Origin of the sequence: Flavobacterium notoginsengisoli, from assembly GCF_014207905.1 — a bacterium.
GTDB lineage: Bacteria > Bacteroidota > Bacteroidia > Flavobacteriales > Flavobacteriaceae > Flavobacterium > Flavobacterium notoginsengisoli_A.
Map to the genome: position 1 here is coordinate 543,115 of NZ_JACHLB010000003.1, position 24,392 is coordinate 567,506.

A 24,392-nucleotide genomic window follows, 5' to 3' on the forward strand; every position below is an offset into this window, starting at 1 on the left:
TAACAATTATAAAAACAGAAAGCCACTTTACTTAAGTGGCTTTTGTGATTCATTAATTGGTAAGTTTGTTTGATATTTTTGGAAAACTTTTGAGTTTATTCCTCAAATTTCGTTTCTGCCAAGCGCAATCGAATATTATGAATACGACCTTCAATTTCTTCTAAATCATTGAGAATATTTCTTTTCTCATAGATTGCGCCAGCGTCATTAACCATATTTTGCTCGTTTTCTGGAGCAAAAAGATCATTTAAATCTACATCTGGAAAATTTTTACTCAAACTAATAATAAATTCAGAACCAATATTAGCTGTACCATGTAAATATCTTCCAATCATTGCTGGGCTAAATCCTAAAATTGCCCCTACCTCTTTTTGCTTTAATCCTTTAGCTTTAAAGAATTTGCTTAGTTTTTCGTTGTACATCATCATTTAAATTCAACACAAAATGTAGTCATAATATATTTTTTAACATAAAAAAGACCATAAAATATAATATTATTCTTACATTTACATTAAATATGGAAATATTAAGTTATAAACTGCAAATATATGTCAAAATTAATCAATAATAACGATTTTAAAGAAGATAATTCTCACAATCAAAAAGCTTATGAATTTATTAACAAGCATTTACCTTCTACGTATGTCGACTTAACTATTAACCGAATTGTTGAGAAAGGCCAAAGCGCTCCAACTAAATCATTAATTAGAAATGTAAAAAACAGAACTATACTGAGAAATGATATTTTACTCGCTTTGGTTGAAGTCGCAAACGAAAACAAACTAGCCATTGAAAGAATTAATTTATTGATCTCTTAATTAAATATTCGTAAGTATTGAATTAAACTTTATTATCTATGTCAAACCACACCAATACAGAATTAAACGAAAAATTCTTCAATCAAGAAAAAGAACCGCATTTTCCTAAACCGATTACTAGTTCAATTGTAGATTCAATCTATTTATATGGAATGTCACTAGAAGAATATCAGGAAGGGATGGAAATTCATTCGAAATGCTTTGATCAATTGCAAAATTTAGCCAATTAGAAAACAGCGATTTCAGACTTCTCTCAATTTAAAATATGCCCATACCTTCGGGTTTAATTGTAAATCCGATACGGATCATACTTTTATGTTCCTGATAATCTATTAAACTCTCTGTGTAGCCTACAAACCATTGCAAGGTTACATAATAATTTTCCTCTTTATAAGGTCTCCAATTCAATTGAGTCTGTAAAGAACCATAATTAATAAGTCCGCTTCCTTTTCTAAAAAGAACATCGGCACTCCAACGTCCAGGTTTTATAAGATATGTGGCACTTGCTTCACCATAACCAACATATTTTGTAAGTTCGGGATTATCTTCTTTGTCAACCAAAGGAATCCATCCTCTAATTCCAACGGTCCATCTTGGAGAAACTTGCGATTTTAATGAAAAGGCCAGCATATTCCAAGTTCGTGAGTAAATAGAATCTCTACCGTTTGATTCGTGTTCAAACGAAATTGTCCCGTAGGTAAGTCTTCCGCCTTTTAGATAAAACGGACGTACCATTGCGACTCCTGGATTAAAATTAATTTCTGAAAAAGGTTTTGAACTAGCATAAATATCCCAAAAAGCTTTCTGTGTGTACATTAAATACGGAAAAAAACCTCCCAAAATTGGTTTTGAGTTTAATCGAAGCTTAAAACTTACTTGATACTTTACATCGGCAGAATTGCGTGTAATAGGTTCGCTTAGTGGAACTCCTGTCAGAAAATAATTGTCACGGTGAACCGAAAAACTGTTTTCTTTTAATAATGAATCTGCTGCTCTGAAGTTTTTCTTTTCTTCTACAATCTGTGAATTGGAATGAATTGAATATAAAATAAGGAAAATGAATATTGATTTAAAATGCATTATTACTTGTGATTTAGGGTTTTATTTAAGCCTTTTACACTAAGTTACGTTATTTGAATCTTAATAAAAAATATTTTAAAGTCAGTAATTTAAATTTAAATACTTAAAAATATACATTACAAAAACAAAAGCCCACTCAATTGAGTGGGCTTTTGTTTAGATTTATATGAAAAATAGTGTTCACCAAATAATTTACATCATAAAGAATAAAGCTCTTTGTAAAACTTCTAATTGTTTTTGCTGCATTTGTGATTTTCCAAAAGTCTTATTGGAAATTTTTGGAATTAAACTCGAAGATTTAAAATAGGTTCTTAAATCCTGAAAAATTTCTGTCTTGCTTTTTGAAGCATCTATCAAGATTAGATCTTTTATCTCTTCTATCATCGACAAGCTATTATAGAGATGCTTACTAAATAAACAAACCATGAAATTGTTATTTATACCTTCTAACTCAAAGAAATCCAATAGTTCAGAGTATTCGTAAACTACGAATACCGAATGATCATAAGTATTTGATTTTTTTTCATTTTCTAGCAAAAAGGAATCTTCGGAAAATTCAAACTCATTTTTAAATTTCCTTTTGAACATTTTTAAAAAAATCCCCTTATTATCTCGAACCAGAACTCTTTCTTTATTGACCATCTCTTAAAACAAATTATATTTTAATGACATAAACACCCCGTTTTAATTCCGCCATATTTCTTTGCGGAATTATTATAAATAAATTAAACTTTCGCTCGTTAAAAAAGCAAAGCCGATAGCCATCTTGGTCTGAAATTTTACTAGAATACTGTAAAAATCAAACGCATAGATTTCTATAAAAAATACCAAAAAACAAAAGGGGTTATAATTTATCGCAGATGAGGATTATTATTGGTCAAGAGCCAAATAATAATTGTTAAGCAACGTATAACAAGGAAAGAGTCTACAAGATTACGAATAGCAAAGCATTCGAAAAAGAGACTAAAAATGGAAGATTTTGGAGAGCTTTCAATATGGGCGACAATTTTTGTGCTACGACCAAATCTAAAAGGGATAAGCCCGATATTTTTCGAGCTAATTCCTTTTAGATTTAATCATAAAATCGTCTAAACTTTTGGTTGCAGTTTATTTTTACTTGATCTTACAATCAAAGTAAAAATTCAAAAAGTAAATATTTTTTATTTCACTTCACTAAAAAGTACACTTACAGAATTGTATGTAACCCGCAAGAGCACAAAGGAAAAATCTAAATATAAACAGTCTTAAACCCCAACGTTGTAATTTTGAGTTTCTGATGGACTCAAAGTTTTTAATTTTTTGATTTTGTCATTTAATTTTAAAATACGATCCAATTGTTTTTGTTGGATAGTGTACTTAGTATAATATTTATACCATTCTTTTCCGATAAAAAAGGTTGTAACAGAAACTCCTGTAAGTAAACCGATTAAGTAATTAGTTATGTCCATGATTCTATTAGTTTATTAGTTTTTTTTTTAAGTTATTTTGAGTTTATTTTTAAGTTCATTTATTATTTAAAAGGCATTTTTATCTCCTTTTAAGGTTACAATTACAGTCAAAAAGCAAATTTTAATGTCTTTTATTAAGCTCCAACGTTGCACATATTCGATGTCTGTTGTAACGCGTCTTTTCATATCAGACACTTTTTTTGTTTCTCCACGCAGACCAGAAACCTGAGCCAAACCAGTAATTCCAGGTTTCACAAAATGACGAACCATAAAATTATTAATGTGGTCATTATAATCTGACGTATGTTTAATCATGTGCGGACGAGGTCCTACTACACTCATATTTCCAATCAAAACATTAAAGAACTGCGGCATTTCGTCTAAACTTGTACGGCGAATAAATCTTCCAATTGGCGTAACCCTGCTATCGCCTTTTTGCGCTTGCTGAGCTTCATTGGCATTATCAACATACATGCTTCGAAATTTGTAACACCAAAAGCTTTGGTTCTTTTTTCCGGTTCTCATTTGTTTAAATAAAACTGGCCCTGGACTTTGTTTTTTAATGATAATAGCCAACAAAGGATACAACCAAGACAAAATGAAAATGATAACCAAACTGCTAAATACAAGATCGAATATTCTCTTTGCTAATCTGTTGTATGCATTCTGTAAAGGCTCAAAACGAGGTTTTATAACATGAAAATTATTTAAATGGCTTGAGTTGAAATGCTTTTTTGAAATAGACGAAAAATCCGGCACAAATTTCAAACGCATACAATGCTTATCTCCAAGCTCAAAAAAATCATTCAGATCTGAAATAAAATCAGGTTTAGAAACAATATACAATTCATTAATATTATCTCTCGAAGCTTTGTCAATTCCTGCGCAAAGTGCCAAAGAGAAATCTTCATTATTGGTATATTCTTCAGACGAATTTTCATTTAAAATACCGACAAAATTGATAAAGAATGAATTGCTTTCTAAATGAGAAGCCAATTCGATACTTGTCTTATTAAATCCCCAAATTGCTACTGTATATTGTTTAAAAACCCATCCTTTGATTTTTCCTATCACTAGAGTAAAAAGGATTCTAGACAATAAAAAGTAAGACAATAAGAAACTTAGCTGAATTAAATTTGCCTTCGTTCCAAAGAAATACAATACGTCGTCCTGAAAAATGAAAATATATCCGTGCCATAAAACTCTTTGTGTAAAAAAAGCACGCCAGCTATTACGGAAAAATTCATCTAAACTAAAAAGAACGTCTACTCTATATAATTGAAAATAAGTAACTGAAAACAACCAGCTTAAGATTGTAATAGGAATCATTTTATTTACAAATAAAGTATTCCAACCTACTTTCTCTTCAATCGCAAAATTCAAAAATATAATTGTACCAAACACCATCGCAATCATATCGGCAATAGCACAACACATTATGAAAGTAAATTTATGTCTGTTTCGCATTTCTTATTTTTTTCAGTAAATTATAACTTATCGCTCCTGTAAAACTTCCTATAACTCCGTAGAAAACATCCATTAAATCTGGACTTCTTCTTTGTATTACAAACTGTCCTCCTTCGGCTACACACACTATTATTGCTGCAATAATTATATTCTGTATAAAATTTAAATTCTTATTATAATTTACATCTGATGCTCCTCTATGCTCTGTATATATTTCTAATAAAAAGCCAACAGCAAAAAAAGGAACAGCAGTACGCAAATTGTAATAATGGTTACTCCAGTTCAAAAGCCATCTTGGTAAATAAGTTTCACTTGACAAACTTGGATCTGAGAGCCAAGAGAAATAAAACACAATCCCGATAACTGTTAGCAATAGCACTAGAACTATTTTATTAAACATTTTTTATTATTAAATTTTAGTAAATAAGCTTTAGGTAAAAACTCTTTTTTTAGGCCTCTTTTACTTTAAGGCTTTTTTTATACCAAGGCTTCTTTGCTTTCGCTTCTTCATATTTGTAGCCGTAGCTTGCGCCATAACCATAACCGTATGAAGATTTTACATTTACTCCGTTTATAAGAATCCCAACATTTTTTAGTTGTTCTTTTTTAATGAAATTATTTGCCTGAACCAGATTGCTCTTCTCCGTATAATCATATTTTACGACAAATACTGTTACATCTGCCAAATGGCTAAAGTTTAGCGTATCTGATACAATTTGCACTGGAGCGCTATCTAAAATTATATAATCATAAAGCCCTCTTGCCTCTTCAATCAATGTTTCAAAATTAGAATTGGTGATCAATTGCGAAGGATTTGGAGGAGTTTCTCCTGCAAATAAAACATCTAGACTTTGTGAAAAATTATTGTCTTTTTGCAAAAACTCTTTCCAATCGTCGGTTTTGTTTGCTAAGAAATCTGAAAGTCCAAAAGCACGTCTATCAATACTAAAATAATCATGCAGTTGCGGATTTCTTAAATCGACACCAATCAATAATACTTTTTTATTAAGGTTGCTAATTGTAATCGCGTTATGAAAAGCACAAAATGATTTTCCTTCTCCTTGAATAGCCGAAGTATACAATATAACGTTTCCTTTGCTTTCCTTTTTTCTTGGTAATAAGTAAGATACATTTGAAACTAACGCTCGAGAGGCTTCTGCAATCATAGAACGTGAAGTTGCTGTATTGTCTAACTTATCATTTGTTTTGATTAAAGGAATATGTCCTAAAATCGGAATATTGGTAAGCACTTTCTCAATATCGTCTTCATTGTGTATTTTGTTGTCAAAATACAAGAGTAAATACGTAATTCCGAATGGAAGTAGCAACGCAAATAAAAACGAACCAAGCATGAATACTTTTGGCTGAGGGAAAATCGCAGAATAATTAGTTTCTGGCGCATTTAACGTTTTTAAATTTGACTCTAAAATAGCTCCATTTAAAACGGCCTCTTCTCTCTTTTGCAATAAGGCAACATAAGTTTCTTCTTTAAGCGTAAGGTTGCTATTGATGTTTCCTAAAACTTTATCTTTTGTTGGAATACTTTTTACTTTAGCATCTACAGCACTTTGTTCTGCTCTGTTAACTCTACTATTTTGATTCAGATAATTTAAATATCCTTCTAATGTATTTAATAACTCTTGTTTTTGAACTTTTAACTGAGTCATTAAACTAATGTAAGCAGGATTATTTTTTTGAGCTCTCTCTAAAATCAACTGGCTGTCTAAAATTTTTGCATTATAGGCTAGAAGCATTTGATTTACAGACGGAGATTCTAAGTTATAACCTGTTCCTAAAGTTTGAGTAGGTCCTGCTTGTCTAATATCGTTAAGTGCAAAACTAGCCAGAGAGACTTGTTTCTCGTTATTAGAAGAGCTTTCCTTTTTTTGGCTTCTATCGGCAGTTTGTTCAACAATATAGTTGTCCATTACACCGATATCGTTGTTTTGCAAGTATTTTTCTTTTACGCTTTCGATCGAATCTTTTTCTTTCGTGAAATTTTTTATCCTTTGATTTAAATAAGAAACAGTATTTCTAAATACTTTTTGCTTATTTAAAACAATGCTTTTGTCTAATAAAACAATAATTTCACTTAAAATTTTTCTTGAACGATCTGGACTTACACTCACATGACTAAGCTCTATTACTCCTTTTGCTTTTTCATCTGCTACCACAAAAAGAGAAGATTTTAAATCTTTTAAAGCTACCGCAGTTGGTTGCATTACTACTTTATATTCACTTTCAAAAAAGGCAGAAGGATTCTTTTTTGCCTTTGCCGATAATTGAATTTTAAATGGCAAACCTTCAACAGCTTCAGTTCCTTTATATCCTTTTACGTTCCAAGTTTTTTCAGTTGCAGGTTCTGTTACAACAAAGCCATCATTATTTACTTTAATTTCATAAGTAGCTTCTGGAAGAGAATCTTTAGAAACGGTTGGTATTAATGCAAAAGGAACTTCATTTACGTAATTGTTTTGTACCGTATATACCTTTTCGAAATAAGAAAAGTTTAAGTTCAATTTCTTTACAACATCCAATAAAAATTCGTTTGAAGTAATTAGTCGAATTTCATCTTCCAAATTATCTTCACTGCTTTTTTCAGCTGTACTTATTGTAATTATTTTTGTTTTGTCTTCTTGTTTTTTGTCGAACAAAATCGTAGCTGAAGTTTCGTAAGTAGATGGCGTTATTTTAATAAAAATATAAGCTGCACCCACAAATACTATTAAACTTAGTACAAACCAAGGCCAATATCTCAAATACTTTACAAGTTCTTTTTTGAAATCCATAATTATCTAATTAAATACAGTCGAATTAATAACAATAAGTAAATTCTAATTCTGAAATACTTATACAATCTTTTTATACTCTTCCCTTTCTATTGAGCAATAACAATAATCAAAGCCGAAAGCGATGCTACTATTCCTAACAATTGAATTGGATCTTTAATAAGTCCTCCACTATTTGCTTTTAGCTTATTTGGAGTTACCACAATTACATCATTTTGTCTGATTCTAAAGTTCGGATTAGACATCCAAGAAGCTGTTGTCAGGTCAATGTGATACACCAAACGTTTTCCGTCTACTTCTCTAATCAGTTTAATATCTTTTCGAATGGCTGAATAAGTTAAATCTCTCGCCATTCCGATTGCATCAAGCAAACTGATTGATTCTTCACTAAAAGGAATTACACCTGGAGCATTAACTTCTCCTAAAATGGTAAATTTGTTGTTAAGTACTCGAACCTGAACAGTAGGATTTACCAAGTAGTTCTCATTTATCAAGCGTTCTTTTATTTTAATTTCTGCATTAGCTGGTGTTAGTCCACCTACTTTTACTTCATTCAAAATAGGCATCATAATAGTTCCTTGCGGATTAACCAGATAACCAGACAATCTCATCATATCAACTGAATTTTGTGCCCCTGTTGTTCCACTATTCATATTGAAAGGTGCTGCTACTACAGGGTTTAAATCACCAATGTCGATTTTTAAGATATCATTAGGCTGGATTTTAGGCGATGTATAAGTTAGGGTCGAATTTGCATAACTATCTAAATCCTGCAAATACAACATTTGTTTTCTGGTAGTACAAGACCCCAACATAAATAAAAGCGATAAAATAATAGGAAAGAAAAATTTCTTCATGTTAACGGTGTATATATTAATATTTTTTATCACTTAAGAATTATTGAACTATGTACTGTCTTAAAGCAAGACTTTTTTTAAGAAATACTGCTTGTGCTGCCGTCAATCCGTGATACTTATAGATTTTGTAGTCTTCATTTAAAACTTTCAATGCTGTTTTAAAACTGGTACTCATGCCTCCCATTCTCATCTTAACGATATACTTGTCGATGTAACTCATCTTGATTTTATACTTGTACAGATAGCGAAGTAAAAATTCTGTATCTGAAGCTATTTTAAAATCAAGGTTATACAAACCATGTTTGTCAATTATACTCTTTTTCAAGTAAACGGTTGGGTGTAAAGGTAACCAGCCTCCTTTTACTTTCTTAAGGCTAAAGACACCACCAATTCTGTCACGCACTAAACGCTCGTCCGAATCATTGGTTACATAAACTCCATCTCCATAAATACCCTCTATACTAGAATCAGTACTAAAACGAGCAGCAATTCTCGAAATCGCTTTTGTATCATAGAATTCATCATCAGAATGCATTAAACCAATTACATCTCCAGTTGCGAGTTTCAACCCTTTGTTTATTGCATCATACATACCTTTATCTGGCTCAGAAATATATTGGCTTATTCTGTCTCGGTAAGACTCAATTACTGATTGTGTTCCATCTTTAGAATTGCCATCAATTATGATATATTCTATGTCATGATAATTTTGAGACAACACACTTTTGATCGCTTTTTCTATAGTAGCTTTTCTGTTGTAACATACTGTGATAATAGTGATTCTCATAATAATTACATTTTAAAGTAAATGTTTTTCATAATTTCAAGGTAAAACTAAAACAAAAGAACGCCACTAGAAAAACTTCTCGACGAAGCGCCACAATCCTCGTTAAAACCCAAATTTTAGTATATTGATGTCCTTAATAAGGAAATTGTAAAAAAAGAAAAGAGTCTAAAGTGATACTCTCTATTTTACAAAAAGATGTTTATTGATTTAACAATAATTGGTCAAAATAGTTAATGGTAGTAACCAAACCTTCTTTTAACTGTATCTTAGGTTCCCACCCATTTAATTTGCTTTTAGCCAAAGTAATATCTGGCTGTCTTTGCTTCGGATCGTCTTGTGGAAGTTCTAAATGAATGATTTTCGATTTAGAATTTGTTAATTCAATAACAGCTTGGGCCAACTCTAACATTGTAAACTCATTTGGATTACCCAAATTTACTGGTCCTAGAAATGCAGGATCAGAATTCATCATTCTCACCATTCCTTCCACTAAATCATCAACGTATTGAAAAGAACGAGTTTGCAGTCCGTCTCCAAAAATCGTAATATCTTTTCCTTGCAAAGCCTGTACAATAAAATTAGAAACTACTCTTCCGTCTGCCGGATTCATATTAGGACCGTAGGTATTAAATATTCTGATGATTTTAATAGCCACTTTGTTTTGATTGTGATAATCCATAAATAATGTTTCAGCACAACGTTTTCCTTCATCGTAGCAAGAACGAATACCAATCGGATTTACATGTCCCCAATAATGTTCTGGCTGAGGATGCACAAGAGGATCACCATAAACTTCACTTGTACTGGCTTGCAAAACTTTTGCATTAACACGTTTGGCTAATCCTAAAACATTTATTGCTCCCATTACAGAAGTTTTGATTGTTTTAATCGGATTATATTGGTAATGTACTGGAGATGCCGGACAAGCAAGATTGTAAATCTCATCAACCTCAGCATAATATGGTTCTGTAATATCGTGTCGAACCATTTCAAAATAAGGATTATCCAGCAGTTCTATAATATTAGATTTGGCTCCTGTGAAGTAGTTATCTAGGCATATTACTTCATTTCCTTCATTTAGTAATCTTTTGCACAAATGTGAACCCACAAATCCAGCTCCACCGGTTATCAATATTCTTTTCATATTAGTTTATATTATTTTTGATTGAATCTACTTTGGTTTGAATTTGAAAAAAATAATGCGACTTAAAACGTGCCAGATAAAATCCTTCTTTGCCATCTAGAAATCCTAATTTTAGAAAATAGGCTCCAAGAAAATAAACCGCAGGAAGTAAACCTGTATTTAAAAGACCGTACTTAATTTTTTGGTTAAAAGAAAGCACTTCGTTTTTTGATTTCTTCAACTGAAGATATCGTTGAGCTTCCCAAGAAGAATAGGCATTGTGTTTGGCTATATAATGTTCTAAGTTTTTAAAGTCTTTATGAACAACTTTAGATTTTATGATACCAACTTTTCCTTCTATAATAGGATGTTCATGCACTTCCATATCTAAATGACTCCATAAGTCTTCTTCAATTTTTTCGTAAGCTCCTTTAGATTTCTTAAAAAGAGCTGACTTTTGAAAACCATAACCATATTTTAGTTTTCTTCCCATAAAATAGTTTTCAAACTGAATGGTAAATCCATTGTAATTTGGATCTAATGTTTTTACTGCAACCTCATCAACAAATGCTTCGGTTACAAATTCATCTGCATCCAAAAACAAAATCCATTCATGGCGAAGGTTTCCATTTTGGAGTGTCCAATTGCGCTTCTTAGGAAATTTTCCATTCCACTGAAATTGTAGTACTTCTGCTCCCATTTCGGTTGCAATAGCAATAGTATCATCAGTACTGCCAGAATCTACCACAATAATTTGATCAAATCGTTTTAATTTATCTAAGCAAGACGGTAAATTAAGCGCTTCGTTTTTAACAGAAACAACTACGGTAATTGGAATTTTATTCAAAGCTTCTAGATTTTATAAGTTTAGCGGGATTTCCCCCAACAATAGTATTTTTTTCTACATCTTTAATTACAGCAGAGCGAGCAGCTACAACTGCATGATTTTCTATATTTATTCCTGGCGCAATAAAAGCATCTGCTGCTACCCAAACACCATCGCCAATAGTAATTGGTTTTAATATTAGCGGAAAATCTTTCTGAGTATAATCATGAGTAGAGGCACACAAATACGTTTTTTGTGAAATTATAGTGTTAGAACCAATGGTTATTTTCCCTTGATTATAACAATCTACTTGTGGGCCAAGGCTTGAGTTTTTACCAATTTCTAAATTCCATGGAGCCCAGATTTTTACCGATGCATAAACATTGGTTGTCCAATCTATTTTTGCTCCAAAACATTTTAAAACAAGAACTCTCCATTTGATGCATAATCTAGAAGCAAACGGACGGAATAAAATTAGTCGGGCAAAATTCCAGATTAGTCTTGAAATTTTGTTTTTTAAACTAAAAGAATGGCTGTAAGTTGATAAATCCACAATATTATTAGTCAAGTGTTTTTTTATATAAATCGCTTATTTTACAAGCTACAGATCGAATTTCATATTTTTCTGTAACCAATTTTCTTCCTTTCTCGCCCATAATTTGAAGTTCATGGGCAGGAGTCTTAATTATTTTGGCAATAATATTTTCTAGATTAGAAACCGATAAGTTAATCCACCATCCGCATTCGTGAATTTCCAAATCTTCCCAAGGAGTTCCTTGAGTCGTTACTACGGGAACACCTATTGCTAGTGCCTCTGCAACCACAATTCCAAAATTTTCACTGTGTGTTGGCAAAATCATTACATCTGCAGAACGAAGAAAATCCCATTTTTCCTGCCCATATTTGGCACCAACAAAGTTTACGTTTTTAAGATCTCTAGCACTTTGGTTTAAATTTTCGATATAATTCTCATCACCATTTCCGGCAATTTCTAAAACCCAACCATTTGTGTTAGAATTACGCCAAGCTTCTAGCAGCAATTCGACTCCTTTTTTAGGGTGAATTCTAGACAGAAAAACTATTCTTTTTGTTCCATAGTCTTTCTTCATTCCCTTGATATCATTCAAATCAATACCGTTCGGAATAATATGAATTGGCGTTTTAAAACCTAAATACTGTATATTTAAAGCTTCCATTTCTGCAGTGGTGTGCAGACATTTTGCTCTCTGAATAGCTTTTCTTTGATACAAAAACAATCCTAATCTTTTCTTCCATGAATTTTGAGCCATAATCCAAGGCTCTAACATTCCGTGCGGAGATAGAATCACTTTGATTCCCAACTCTTGTGCTTTTTTCTGAAAACCCCAATTTTGCGGACTCCATATCCCATTTATATGAACAATATCTGGTTTTTCGGCAAGTAAGAAAGAACGAAATTCATTAAGCATTGAAAACCATCTTAAAACACTGGTCTCAAAAAATTTTATTTTGACACCTTTAATATCTATCGGATTGGCAGATCTGCCAGTTGCTACAATAACTTCAATATGATTTTTAAGTTCTGAACCTAACAATCTCATGTATTCTGAAGTGCCTCCCTCTTTCTTATCAATTCCGGCAATAAAATGGACTACTTTCATACAATTTGATTAATTTGTTTATAAACGACTTCAATCGCATTTAGGGAATTTTCCATCGTAAATTTTTGTGATTGACTAAAATTTTCTGCTGTATTCTCTTCTTGTTGAGTTTCTTCCAGTGTTAAAACTTTTTGAACCATTTCTGCTCCATCTGTTTTCCATTTTTGCAAATGTTCTTTTTCTACTGGTCTTTTAGCAATGTAGTAAGCTGCAATCCCTCCTATTTCATTCATTGGAGCCTTATCTGTAGTAATAACTGGACATCCAGAAGCCATAGCCTCGATAATTGGCCATCCAAAACCTTCGTCTAATGACGGAAATAATAAACAGCTTGCTCCAGAGTAAGCATTATTGATATATTCGTCTGATAAATTGCTAATGAAATGAATATCATTTTTAAAAGACGATTGCAAATGCATAACAGCCAATTCATCAGATGGTTCTTCACCTATTAAAATCAAAGGAATTTTTACATTATATAAATTTCTCCAAGTTTCATAAATCTCCATTACTCCTTTTCGGTTTTTATAATATTGATTTCCTCCAATGTGCATTATATACCCTTTTGATAAATCTATATTCAGTTTTTTCTGAAGTAAATCTCTAGAAGATTGTTGCGGTTCTGAACAAAAAGTTCGATTTAAACCGTTATAACAAACTGCTGAATTTTCTATTTTTCCTAAATGCAATTCGTGTAAATCCTGTTGCGTTTTTTTAGAAATCGAAATAAAATTTTTTCCTTTAGAAAAACCTTTTCTAATATAATCCTGATACCATTTTCCAGTTCGTGATGTTGGATTTTCTGGTATCATTCCTAAAGCCGATTTTAAAGCTAAAAAATCATGGCAATGCACAACATGTTTTCTGTTTTTTACAAGTGGCACCCAAGGCCCTAATGCTTGATCAGCAAATACAAAAAGGTTTTCTTTTGAAGAATTAATTAATTTAAATTTTACTTCTATTGGAAAAATCAAATATTGATCGATATAACCAAGCCATTTTTTTAGAGAATCAGTCGACGGAATTTTATAAAATCTTGCTTTGGGACTCCATACTTCTACTTCATGTCCTCTTTCTATCATTCCGTTTTGCAGCATATTGGCATAACGGGGCATACTTTGGTGTTTTAAAAACGAAGGGTGTGCGAAAAGTATAATTTTCATTTATTCGTTTTTCATATTAATATTTAAGCTTGCTACCAAAAGACCCGCCGCAATTACAGAACATCCTAACATACTTGGCTGTGCCCATTGTCCTTGAGTAATTAAAAATAAAGCGGTGCCGCAGAATGTCATTGGTAAGAGCTTAAATTCACTAGGCTTTTTTATAGAGCTATAGAAAAGTCCAAATGCAAAAACTAATCTCAAAACAACCATAGCTCCTCCTAAAATAAGTCCTTGCTCTCCACCAATTCGATTTAATTCTCCCTCAGAAACTAAAAAAGCTCTTTTTCCTGTTAGTAATTGTGCTCCAGCATTTGTTCCCATACCTAAATTACCTTCAAACAATGGTGCTTTCAGTAAGGTTTCGAAAGGTTCTGTAAATCCTTGAATTGATCTTTCAATTATAGATCCTCCTTCTTGACCTTTGGCAGTATCTACACGACTCATAAAAACTTCGGTTCCTAGACTAAAAACGGTTGTTGTTTTCTGCAAAATGAAAAACAAAAGACCGATTACTACAATCGTAATCAATAATCTAATAATAGATTTGAAACTTGTTGAAGATCCTATAAAAGCAAAAAAACCAACCAACAAAACACCTAGTACAGCAGTTCTACTTACTGTTATTGGCAAAGCAATAATTAAGGCAATAGTACTGCTTATCAATAATACTTTTGAACAAGCTTCTTTAGACAGCCAAAAATAAAAGACAAAAACAGAAGCCAAAATGTAATAAGAAGATAATCCTGTTGTAAATGAAAAAGTTCCAGATGGACGAAAATACCCCATTGCACCATCAAATCCAGCACTTCCTTCTCCTCCTAAACCTGTATTTATGTAAGCAGTTTGCGGACTTATAAATTGAAAATAAATTATGAGTGTCATGATGATATTGATAACCAACATTGCACGTCCCATTTTGAGAATATCTTCTTTGGTAAAAACCGCGCCAATTACAAAAATTAACGGAAAATGAAGCAACATAATACGAGCACCATAGATGCCTACAAACATATTTTCGTGTCCAAAAGTCATCGTAATCGATAAGCTTAATAAAGTAATAATAAAGCTTAGAACGACATACATATTTACAAATTTGACTCTTAAATAAAAAGCTCTTAAAAGAATGTAAATAGCGATAGGGTCACGTACAATCAATAACGGAGTTGCTAAACTTGGCAAAATCCATTTACGAAGAGCTCCTTCAAAAATCCATAGCAAAAAGTACAGCCAAATAGCTGTTTTTATAGACTTGTAGTCTACCATCACTTCTTGTTGCGTTATTGCTATTGTATTCATAAAAACGTTTTCTTTTAATTATTTAGCGAAGAAAGTGCATCTGCCATCTCTTGTCCGTAAACCGACCACGGTCTTGTTTGTGCTTTGTTTTGGGCCGCTAACCCATATTGCTCCAATAATTCTGGTTTTTCTATTATTCTGTTAATTACCTCTTTTATAGCTTCTGAAGAACCTGATGGCACAATCCATCCATCTTTTTCATTTTCTATTAAATCGGGACCAGCTGTACGATCTGTTGTAATGACAGGAATTCCTTGCGACATTGCTTCTGTAATTACCAAACCAAATCCTTCAAATAGTGAAGGAAAAACAAAAACATCATGTTCTTTCATGCATTCGAGTACTTGATCATGAGATAAAGACGGAATCCAATTATGCTTTTCTAACGCTTTGTTTAATGCCTCACAATGACCAACCGATTTATGCCCTACTACTGTCAATTCTACTTTATCTTGTAATTCTTCAACAGCATCAAATAAATAAGAGATTCCTTTGCGCTGTGATAATCCGCCAATAAATAAAACTTTAAGTTTTCTGTTTTCTAAAGGCAGATATTTTTTCTGTTCTTTAACCTCAGGAAAACCGTATGGAATAACTTTTATCTCTGCTAGATTTCCTGTATATTCTTGGAGTGTTTTTTTAGTAAAACTGCTAGCGACAAAAATGACATCTGCCAAAGCCAATTCTTGATCTTTTTTATTCAGTTTCTCTTCTGAATCATTAAAACCCGTAAGTGTGCTTGACCAATCTGGATTAAGATCAAATTCTTTTTGCATCAATAAACGAGCACTTTTCCAATAACCAATTGGCAAATCATAAATGCACTGAAGTCCTAATTGTTTAGCTTCTTTGAAAGTAGATAAAGCTCCATCTTCGTAAGCATAAACTGCTGCTAGTCCATTTTTTTTTGCTTTGGCTAAATTATTGGCAGTCCATTTATCGTGTTCTTGATAGACATTATCAATACAAAAAATACCTTTTTCGTGTTTTATTAAAAAATCTAAATTCAGTTTAGAAGCTAACAAACGTCCAAACTCAAAAAAAGATTTAGACTTTGTATATGGCTGCCAAGCTTTATTTAAGCTTCTTCTTTTTAAATCTTTTAATTTTGGATTGTTTCCTAATTTAAAAAGCAATTGATCAGGAAAAATAGCAACTGATGTAAATAATTTAAACAAAAGCTGATTCTTTAGTAATCCAGTTACTAAATTTTTTGAATTTGCATTTAAAGTCGGATGAGAAACAAGCAGCTTCATAAAACAGAAATTGAATTAATAAACTGGTCGGCCATATTGTTCAAATTAGCTCCTTCGATATTCATTGGAACTATATTTAGATTATTTTTTTCGTATTTAATGATTTGCGGAATTACATACTTGCCTTTTGTTGGAGTCCAATTGCGTGACACACAGATTGTATTAAGCTGATGTTCTTTATAAGCGGCATAAACTCCGCTTTTTTCGCTTTGGTAATAAGGCGTTGTAGATATTCCGAAATCACTATTTCTAAGCACTTGCGAAATCACATTTTCTGGCTGAATACCTAAAACTTCATAACGAATATTGTAATAATCTAATATCGCAGTGTAATTTGTTAATTCAGGGCCATTTTTACCGATGAAAACAAATTTTATCGGTTTGCTAAATTGACCAGAAGTGATCATTAAATCCTCAATAAAATCTTCAAAAGGCGCTCCATTATGAATAGTTCCAAATAAAACAAATTGAGCAAATTCTCTGCTTTCTATTTTTACAGCCGTTAGAGGTATGTTACCGCAAATTGGTAAAATCTCGGCATTGATATTATGAGATCTAAGAAAATATTGATACAGCTGATTTTGCGTATTAATAAAATCTGTCTTGATATTTTGGATTATCTTTTTGGCAATTACCTGTTGTAGTTTGCCAATTAATTTGTGTTTTAGAGAAGATTCTGTATCTATTCCAAGCCATAATTCATGAAACATGATATGCCATTTATGATTTCCTCTTATTTTCTTTAAATAAGAAGGTAACCAGAAAGGCAGTCCTTTTGGGTTAAAACTATAGGGTACATATTGTAAAGAAATCAGATCTGGTTCAAAATCTTTTAAAACATTCTGTAACCATATCAAACGCTGTTTATTTGGAGTTGATGCAGGAATTCTGTGTACGATTACAGGTATTTCTTCAACCACCTGACTTTCGCTAGAATAATAAATAATCTGATCGCATAGAGACAAAATCTGTGCTCTATGGCCTGCTTTTATAAGTTTGCCACATAATCGACGCGTATAATCGCCTACACCATCATTTCCAAGTTCGGCAGAGCCGCAAAGAAAAAGTATGTCCATTTGTAGTTTTGTTTTTTGAGTTTTTGAACAACCAAATCACGAGATTTAGTTTACTTAAAATGAAAGAATATTATTTTTTAGCCTCCCAGAAAAACTTTTAAGAGTTGTTTTGACGTTCGAAAGGTTTTTTTAAAGCTTTTATCTATGAAATTTACAATAGGAAATAATCTTGGATAATTATTGCGTATCAAATGAATGAATTTTTCTATTCCCTTTTTTCCTCTCCAACTTCCATTAATTAAATGAATTGCATAAGATTCTTTATCTAAAAAAATAGCATTTCCTACCAAAATATTTGCGGGAAGAATAAGCATATTGTTTTTTAAAACTTGCTCAGTATCTTTATATATGTATCCGTATTTTACTGCAATAGGCGTGATTACATATCCAATTATCACTTGTTTTAAATCCATAGTTCCGTCTTTACCAAATAAATGCAAATTCGTATACTGATCTAAACATTCTTTTATATAAGGATGATTTGGTGCCGAAGCAAAAATGGCTCCCTGCACTGCAAAACCTGTTATAATATCACCCTCAACTTTAGGCAGATAAGAAGAATTTAGTTGGTTATCTCCACCTGCATTTTCATACAATCCTGGATGAATTTCGTGAGCGCTAAAAAAATCGTACTCAAACCATGATTCTTTAAGAGGCTTTAGGATTTTAACATCAGAATCCAAATACAAACCTCCTTCGGTATATAAAGCATAAAGTCTAATGTAATCTGCTGCAAAGGCCCATTTTTTAGCCAAAATTGCTTCTTTTACAAATGGAACAGAATCAAAATCAAAACTATCCTTATTCCATATGCGTATTTTAAAGTCTGGCAAATGAACTTTCCAAGTTTCCATACACTCTTTTATAAACGGCGTATAATCTTCTCCACTAAACCAGCAAATATGAATTGTTTTTGGAATCATAATTTTTCTTTTATCATTTTTTTAGACTCAAACTTTATAAAATCTTCCAATAACTTTGGCTAATTTGATACCTATTGATTTTCTTTTAATCTCCCATTTAGAATGTGCTAATACTGGATAAGAACAGTTCTTCCAATAAATAACATCTAAATTTCTTGGAATTTTACCTTGAATTGCTCTCAGTAAATGATGTGCTTTCCAAGGTTTCGGGCTTCCCATTCCGTGAGACATTGTCGATTCACCCTCAGTAAATCCCATTCCCTCTTTTCCCATATAACTTACTGGGCCTTCAAAAACTTCAATTGCTGCATTAAGAGCATCTTGATCTGGTTTATCAAAAATTTGAAATCCTTCCATTTTCAAAACCGTAGAATTGTAAGATTGATTTAAAAAAATAGAATTCTCTAAACCTCCAATTGCTGGTGCCATTAACTCTTGCATTTGAACCCATGATTTTAAAAAAGAGATGTCTTTTTTAAGAAGTCCGACATAGCCAGCATTTACATAAATGGCATTTTTAAATTTTAAATCTATATTATGTTTTTTATAATATGATTTCCAACCTTGTCTTCTCGGGTGAAATTCTTGAAGAGGCGAATTAACATCTTCGCAAAGCGCTACTCCGCAGTTTACCCATTGTTCGTAGCAAGTCCAAGAATCATTTATAACAATATCTGGATCAAAATAATAGAATGCTTCTGCATCTTTTGCTGGTCCTTCCCATAATTCCAACATAAAATCTGGCTTGTAGTTTGCCATATTATAATTGGTTTCTATTGGAAGAAAAATGATTCTTATTCCTTCAACCGGAGTTAAAACGATTGCTTCATTCCATTTACCAACTGTTTCCTTTTTTCCACTTAAAACCCATTTAGGTAATGCACCTCTGTAACCTGCATAAATATCTCCTTTATATCCGTTTTCGCATAATGAATTAGAAAGTGCGGCTACACCATAATGGTAGTGACCTTCGAAAATAGTGCAAACTGCTGCATTCATATAATATTATAATTTTAATAGCTGTTTAAGTTTTCTTTTTACACGTTTTGATTGATGCCTGATGAAAGTGATGTAAAACATATCTGCACTTTCAACTTTATACAAACTTCTCATTCGTTGTTTGTCTGTTTGGCTAGAATACATCAATTCATCTATAGATTCTGGTCCTAAACGTCCTCTTCCTGAATAGTGCAAATGGGTAATGGGTACATAAGTTTTTGAAAAAATTGTTTCTTTATCCACTACTGTTTTTGCTTCTTCAGATAAATTAGCATACCACATTTTATAAGAAGTTGTTTTTTGCTCATAGCCACCTTGAATTGCGTGAATTAAATCTAGACTGTTTACATAATCGCCTGACCAGGAACTCAACCAACTGTGTGGCGGTTTGCAAAGATTCAGTAATTTCCAATCTCCAATCAAAGAGGCGATATGCAATAAAGATTGATCGTGCTTTTTTGGAATTTCTGGATGCTGCTTAAACCACTCAATTGCAGCATTCATATCTGCAATAATTTTTTCGCTTCTTCTTACTAATATGTGTCCTGCGGTAATTGCTGTATTTAAACCGTCTTTTCCGAAATGTTCCAATACTTTTTCTGGAAGCAGATAATTATGAATTCCTTCGGTTGTGTATTCTGTATCGGCATGAATTAAATCGTATTCTGAATCAAAATCAAACATACGTTCCCAATTCATTAAAGCTACAATATCATTATCTGTATAAATAAATTCATCCCAATCTGAAAATAAAGCCAAGAAGCGATATAAAAATCCGAGTGGACATTCTGTTAAAACACTTCTTAGATTTTTTATAAAAACTTTTGCTTCTTCAGAAAAATCATCGACGGTTAAGAATTCTACTTCTTTTAGAATATACTCCGAATTAACTTTTTCTCCTCCAAAATGGATTAGTCGAATTGGAAGTGTACAACCGCTTTTTCTAATGGAATAAATTAAGTTTTCACTATACCATTGGCTTTTTAAATTGGCCACTAAAACGATACCTTTTTTCATCAAATTTGTTTTTATAAACCTAAATGCCACTTATAATCTTTCTGCCACATTTTATGACGCACAGGGCCTGTATAATGTCTGACTGCCATTTGTTTTGGATGAAACAAATAAGAAAAATCAAACTGATCGCCTGCATCCAAAATGAAAGTTTTTGGAGTTAAAGGCATATAAACGTTGTTTTTTAATAAATGATGGTAAATAGTTTGTTCGCTAAAATATTCGTACGTAAAATTGAATGTTTTGAAAAAATCTAAAGATTCGTTGATACGTTCAAAAGCTGTATTTGCAAAAATAAAACCTGAATTTATCTGATAAACTTGTTCAGAATTTACTGCTTTGTAGCGGCTGTCTAAACAACCCCAATTAACATCTGGCATATACCATCCGTTTGCACCAGGTTTTTCAGATAAAACCAATTCTAAAACATTGGCGTGTTCATAAAACAAAATATCTGAATCTAAAAAAAGAGTCGGTTTTTCTATCGTATGGTTTAAATAATAAAATAACTTTTTGCCATACGGAGATGTTTTACAGAAATGAATTAAATATTCTTCATAAGGTTCTAACTCTTCTCTGCTCAACCCTTTTAGCGTTTTGATCTCACTCCAATTAATTCCTTTGATCACTTTCACAAAACCAAAACCTTTTTCAAGTTGATCTATTTGCTCTTTCGTATGAGATCCATCAGAATAAAGTGTCCACTTCAATGGCGTTCCAACATAACGAACAAAAGATAAAATAGATAAGAGCTGTTCTTGAAAATCATTAAATGAAGAAAAGCTAGCAATTTCCATTTCAATGTTTTTCTTTTTATCGATTTTAGCAATCAAATTTGATAAACCTGATGAAATTTCTTTATCAAATTTTCTTCTATTTGATTTTCCTTTAGCTACGGTAATTCTTTTTGTAAGTCCGCCTTGACCAGGTAATTTATTCATGTTTTCAGAATTGAATTATTTCTTTATGTTTTAAGTTTAAAAAGCATTCTATTTTTATAATTATTCTTCTATTTTTTTCTTACTGAAAAGTATAACCCAAAGACTAAATATATAATTAACTATTAATGAAATGGTTTGATAAAATATGCTATAATAAAGTATACCTCTAAGAGTTGTTAAATCCCAAATAAAGTAAGCCATTACAACTGCACCTAAATTCAATCCGATGACAAAGATTGGATTTAAAAAGTGTCCTCTACTTCCAATTAAATTGCCCGCCATTGCCGTTATCAAACCGATACAATTTGAAAGCATAATAAGAAAAAGTTCTGAAGACAATGAGCTGTAAGATGTTCCTAAAAGCCATAACATTTGATTAGGAAATAGAAACGTGATTAACAATATAAATCCCGCTGCTAGAAAAAGAACTAACTGAAAAAATAAAAAGTACTTTAATAAAGTATCTTTATTTTCTTCTAATCTCGAGAAACGAGGCAAAAACAACGTTCCAGAAATAGTGGTAAAAAAAGCCATAAGCGTTGCAAATCTGCCCAAAGCACCTATACTTGCCAAATCTGTTGAGTTTCCAAAAACAGATAATATCCAAATTACGATTTGACCAGATAAAGCGTAAAATATAATGTTAGGTAGAATTTTCGTTACAATCTTTAGAATTTCTTTACGAATCTTTGGATCTGGTTTTTGATTAGCGTCAACAAATTTTTTGTTGATTATTTTTAATCTGTAATTCCCATAAATTTGAGGAATTCCTGAAGCTAAAATAATAACAGCTGTCCAAGGAAAAATAAATATTGTTAGAACTGTTAACAGTAATCTTCCAAAACCTATACGTAACTGGTTTTTTTGTAAAGTACTAATATCCTGATGCAGTTTTGGCGTTATCTCTAATAACGAATCTGATAATGCAGCATAAAAAGCTGGTATTAAAGACAGTAAAATCAGAATTGCAGATAACCAGCTTGCATTATTTTTTAATAATAAATAAATAATTATTGGTGTTGCGACTACCAAGGCTATGAATGCAAATTTCTTTCTTAAATCTAAACCAGTTGCCAAAACTATTCCTAGTTTTTTAGGATCTTTCCAGACTTTTCCACTAAAAGCCATAACTCCGTTAGAAATTCCAGAATCGGTAAACATTACCAAAGTTCCTAGCATTGTATTGGCTAGTGTATACAAAGCATATTCTTGAATAGGCAACATTCTAACAATCAATATTCCCGAGACAAAACCAACTAATTTTAAGATTACCTCAGTACTTCCGACAATCGAAATTAACTTTATAAAATTTATACCTCTATCGTAATGCTGATGTTGCTTTATTCTATTTAATGACCAACTCATTTGCTATTATTAATTATAACTAAACAAACCTTTTTTTTCATTGTATTAGTCTTAATAATTTTTAACCTTTTCCGATTCCTTTTATTTGAAAACCAATCGCTTTTAATTTTTCCGCATCAAGAATATTACGTCCGTCAAATACAAAAGCAGGTTTATACATATTAATGTAAATCTCATTCCAATCGTACGTTTTAAATTCGTCCCACTCAGTTAAAACTGCTACTGCGTGTGCCTGATTTAAAGCTTCTTCTGGTGATTTATATACAAAAATCTGCTTTAGTTTTGCTTGAATTTTTTGTTCTGCAACTCCTTTAAGTTCCCACAAATAGCTCATATCAGCTTTAACTTTTTCCTCAGAAACTTTTGGATCATAAACATGAATTTCAGCACCATCCTCAATTAAATGTTCTGCTACATAAATGGCGGCAGATTCTCGAGTATCGTTAGTATCTTTTTTAAATGCCCAACCTAAAAAAGCTATTTTTTTATCGCTTACCGTATTAAAAAGAGAAGTAATAATTTTTCGTGCAAAACGGTATTTCTGATAATCATTTAAAATGGTAATCTGTTCCCAATAATTTGCTACTTCTGGCAAATTAAAATAACGGCACAAATACACTAAGTTTAAAATATCTTTTTGAAAACAAGATCCTCCAAAACCTACTGAAGCTTTAAGAAATTTAGGTCCAATTCTGCTATCAGTTCCAATTGCTGTGGCTACCTCATCAACATCGGCTTCTGTTACTTCACATAAAGCAGATAAGGCATTAATTGAAGAAATTCTTTGCGCCAAAAATGCATTAGCCGTTAATTTAGATAATTCTGAAGACCAAACGTTTGTAGTTAAAATCTGTTTAGGAGACAGCCAATGAGCATAAACATCAACCAGAGCCTGAATTGCTTTTTTACCACTTTCTGTCTGATTTCCACCAATTAGTACACGATCGGCATTTAACAAATCTTCGATAGCGGTACCTTCTGCCAAAAACTCAGGATTAGAAAGCACTTCGAACTTAACTCCGTTTCCTGTATGATCTAAAATAGTCTGTAAGGTTTCGGCTGTTCGAACGGGAAGAGTTGATTTCTCTACAATAATTTTATCGTTTTTTGCTATTCGGGCAATCTGCCTTGCGCATAATTCGACAAATTTTAGATCTGCAGCCATTCCTTTTCCTTCTCCGTAATTTTTTGTTGGAGTATTTACGGCTATAAAAATCATATCAGCTGCTTCAATTGCGCTGTCAACATCAGTAGAAAAAAATAAATTACGTCCTCTTGCTTCTTTAACAACTTCGGCAAGTCCAGGCTCATAAACTGGTAATTTATCTAAATCTTCTTCATTCCAAGCTGCGATTCGCTTTTCATTTAAATCGACAACGGTTACTTTTATTTCTGGGCATTTTAATGCAATGACAGACATTGTAGGACCACCTACGTAACCTGCGCCTAAACAACAAATATTTTTGATTTTCATTTAATTATCTTTTTCGAGGCAAAAAATGTTTCTTTTTCTTTTTACTA

The 24,392-nt window shown here is 32.0% G+C and carries 24 protein-coding genes and 1 pseudogene; 2 read left to right on the forward strand and 23 right to left on the reverse strand.

Translation table 11 applies throughout. The annotated features are described in order from the left end of the window. Positions 1-95 precede the first annotated feature (95 nt). Positions 96-425 carry a helix-turn-helix domain-containing protein gene (locus HNP35_RS12615; RefSeq protein WP_184162422.1) on the reverse strand — a complete coding sequence of 110 codons (330 nt, stop codon included), beginning with the start codon at positions 423-425 and terminating at the stop codon, positions 96-98. 123 nt (positions 426-548) lie between these two features. Here HNP35_RS12615 and HNP35_RS12620 point away from each other — a divergent pair, with 123 nt between their 5' ends. Further along, positions 549-818: a hypothetical protein gene (locus HNP35_RS12620; RefSeq protein WP_184162425.1), complete on the forward strand. Its 270-nt coding sequence runs from the start codon at positions 549-551 to the stop codon at positions 816-818. A 38-nt stretch (positions 819-856) separates the two neighbouring features. Beyond that, complete coding sequence (locus HNP35_RS12625; RefSeq protein ID WP_184162428.1) at positions 857-1,048, forward strand: hypothetical protein; 192 nt, start codon at positions 857-859, stop codon at positions 1,046-1,048. A 28-nt stretch (positions 1,049-1,076) separates the two neighbouring features. Here the strand turns inward: HNP35_RS12625 and HNP35_RS12630 are convergent, their stop codons facing one another. The 22 genes and pseudogenes from HNP35_RS12630 to HNP35_RS12735 form a co-directional block, all read right to left on the reverse strand. Then, positions 1,077-1,898, reverse strand: a complete 822-nt coding sequence (locus tag HNP35_RS12630; RefSeq protein WP_184162431.1) for a phospholipase A — start codon at positions 1,896-1,898, stop codon at positions 1,077-1,079. Between the two features lie 192 nt (positions 1,899-2,090). Continuing rightward, positions 2,091-2,540 carry a hypothetical protein gene (locus HNP35_RS12635; protein WP_184162434.1) on the reverse strand — a complete coding sequence of 150 codons (450 nt, stop codon included), beginning with the start codon at positions 2,538-2,540 and terminating at the stop codon, positions 2,091-2,093. Positions 2,541-3,142: 602 nt separating this feature from the next. Then, positions 3,143-3,346, reverse strand: coding sequence for a hypothetical protein (locus HNP35_RS12640; RefSeq protein WP_184162437.1), 204 nt, complete (start codon positions 3,344-3,346; stop codon positions 3,143-3,145). A 66-nt stretch (positions 3,347-3,412) separates the two neighbouring features. Then, positions 3,413-4,813 carry an exopolysaccharide biosynthesis polyprenyl glycosylphosphotransferase gene (locus HNP35_RS12645; RefSeq protein WP_184162453.1) on the reverse strand — a complete coding sequence of 467 codons (1,401 nt, stop codon included), beginning with the start codon at positions 4,811-4,813 and terminating at the stop codon, positions 3,413-3,415. Continuing rightward, positions 4,797-5,213, reverse strand: a complete 417-nt coding sequence (locus tag HNP35_RS12650) for a VanZ family protein (RefSeq protein WP_184162456.1) — start codon at positions 5,211-5,213, stop codon at positions 4,797-4,799. The genes HNP35_RS12645 and HNP35_RS12650 overlap by 17 nt, the downstream gene beginning before the upstream one ends. Before the next feature lie 49 nt (positions 5,214-5,262). Further along, entirely contained in the window at positions 5,263-7,602 is a 2,340-nt protein-coding gene (locus HNP35_RS12655; RefSeq protein ID WP_184162459.1) for a GumC family protein, read from the reverse strand. 89 nt (positions 7,603-7,691) lie between these two features. Beyond that, positions 7,692-8,459, reverse strand: coding sequence for a polysaccharide biosynthesis/export family protein (locus HNP35_RS12660; RefSeq protein WP_184162462.1), 768 nt, complete (start codon positions 8,457-8,459; stop codon positions 7,692-7,694). Between the two features lie 40 nt (positions 8,460-8,499). Continuing rightward, entirely contained in the window at positions 8,500-9,246 is a 747-nt protein-coding gene (locus HNP35_RS12665) for a glycosyltransferase family 2 protein (RefSeq protein WP_184162465.1), read from the reverse strand. A gap of 199 nt (positions 9,247-9,445) precedes the next feature. Then, entirely contained in the window at positions 9,446-10,390 is a 945-nt protein-coding gene (locus HNP35_RS12670; RefSeq protein WP_184162467.1) for a UDP-glucuronic acid decarboxylase family protein, read from the reverse strand. Position 10,391: 1 nt separating this feature from the next. After that, on the reverse strand, positions 10,392-11,216 hold the full coding sequence (locus HNP35_RS12675) for a glycosyltransferase family 2 protein (protein ID WP_184162471.1): 825 nt from the start codon (positions 11,214-11,216) through the stop codon (positions 10,392-10,394). Further along, the gene (locus HNP35_RS12680) at positions 11,209-11,763 is read right to left on the reverse strand and encodes a putative colanic acid biosynthesis acetyltransferase (RefSeq protein ID WP_184162474.1); all 555 of its coding nucleotides are present in this window, start codon (positions 11,761-11,763) and stop codon (positions 11,209-11,211) included. The genes HNP35_RS12675 and HNP35_RS12680 overlap by 8 nt, the downstream gene beginning before the upstream one ends. Further along, a complete protein-coding gene (locus HNP35_RS12685) occupies positions 11,756-12,835 on the reverse strand; it encodes a glycosyltransferase (protein ID WP_184162479.1) in 1,080 nt (359 codons plus the stop codon). The genes HNP35_RS12680 and HNP35_RS12685 overlap by 8 nt, the downstream gene beginning before the upstream one ends. Continuing rightward, positions 12,832-13,998, reverse strand: a complete 1,167-nt coding sequence (locus tag HNP35_RS12690; RefSeq protein ID WP_221433446.1) for a glycosyltransferase — start codon at positions 13,996-13,998, stop codon at positions 12,832-12,834. Before HNP35_RS12690 ends, HNP35_RS12685 begins: the two co-directional genes overlap by 4 nt. Then, entirely contained in the window at positions 13,999-15,297 is a 1,299-nt protein-coding gene (locus HNP35_RS12695; RefSeq protein WP_184162482.1) for a hypothetical protein, read from the reverse strand. It lies immediately after the preceding gene. Between the two features lie 14 nt (positions 15,298-15,311). Next, entirely contained in the window at positions 15,312-16,553 is a 1,242-nt protein-coding gene (locus HNP35_RS12700) for a glycosyltransferase family 4 protein (protein ID WP_184162485.1), read from the reverse strand. Then, positions 16,550-17,629 carry a glycosyltransferase gene (locus HNP35_RS12705; protein WP_184162488.1) on the reverse strand — a complete coding sequence of 360 codons (1,080 nt, stop codon included), beginning with the start codon at positions 17,627-17,629 and terminating at the stop codon, positions 16,550-16,552. Before HNP35_RS12705 ends, HNP35_RS12700 begins: the two co-directional genes overlap by 4 nt. 77 nt (positions 17,630-17,706) lie before the next feature. Then, a pseudogene (locus HNP35_RS12710) lies at positions 17,707-18,558 on the reverse strand (glycosyltransferase family 32 protein); the annotation flags it as partial. 21 nt (positions 18,559-18,579) lie between these two features. After that, positions 18,580-19,551, reverse strand: coding sequence for a hypothetical protein (locus HNP35_RS12715; RefSeq protein ID WP_184162494.1), 972 nt, complete (start codon positions 19,549-19,551; stop codon positions 18,580-18,582). A gap of 6 nt (positions 19,552-19,557) precedes the next feature. Further along, positions 19,558-20,568 (reverse strand): hypothetical protein, encoded by a 1,011-nt coding sequence (locus tag HNP35_RS12720; RefSeq protein ID WP_184162497.1) that lies wholly within the window; start codon positions 20,566-20,568, stop codon positions 19,558-19,560. Positions 20,569-20,579: 11 nt separating this feature from the next. Continuing rightward, complete coding sequence (locus tag HNP35_RS12725; protein ID WP_184162500.1) at positions 20,580-21,506, reverse strand: hypothetical protein; 927 nt, start codon at positions 21,504-21,506, stop codon at positions 20,580-20,582. Between the two features lie 60 nt (positions 21,507-21,566). Continuing rightward, positions 21,567-22,871 carry a polysaccharide biosynthesis protein gene (locus tag HNP35_RS12730; protein ID WP_184162503.1) on the reverse strand — a complete coding sequence of 435 codons (1,305 nt, stop codon included), beginning with the start codon at positions 22,869-22,871 and terminating at the stop codon, positions 21,567-21,569. 61 nt (positions 22,872-22,932) lie between these two features. Then, on the reverse strand, positions 22,933-24,345 hold the full coding sequence (locus HNP35_RS12735) for a UDP-glucose 6-dehydrogenase (RefSeq protein ID WP_184162506.1): 1,413 nt from the start codon (positions 24,343-24,345) through the stop codon (positions 22,933-22,935). Positions 24,346-24,392 lie beyond the last annotated feature (47 nt).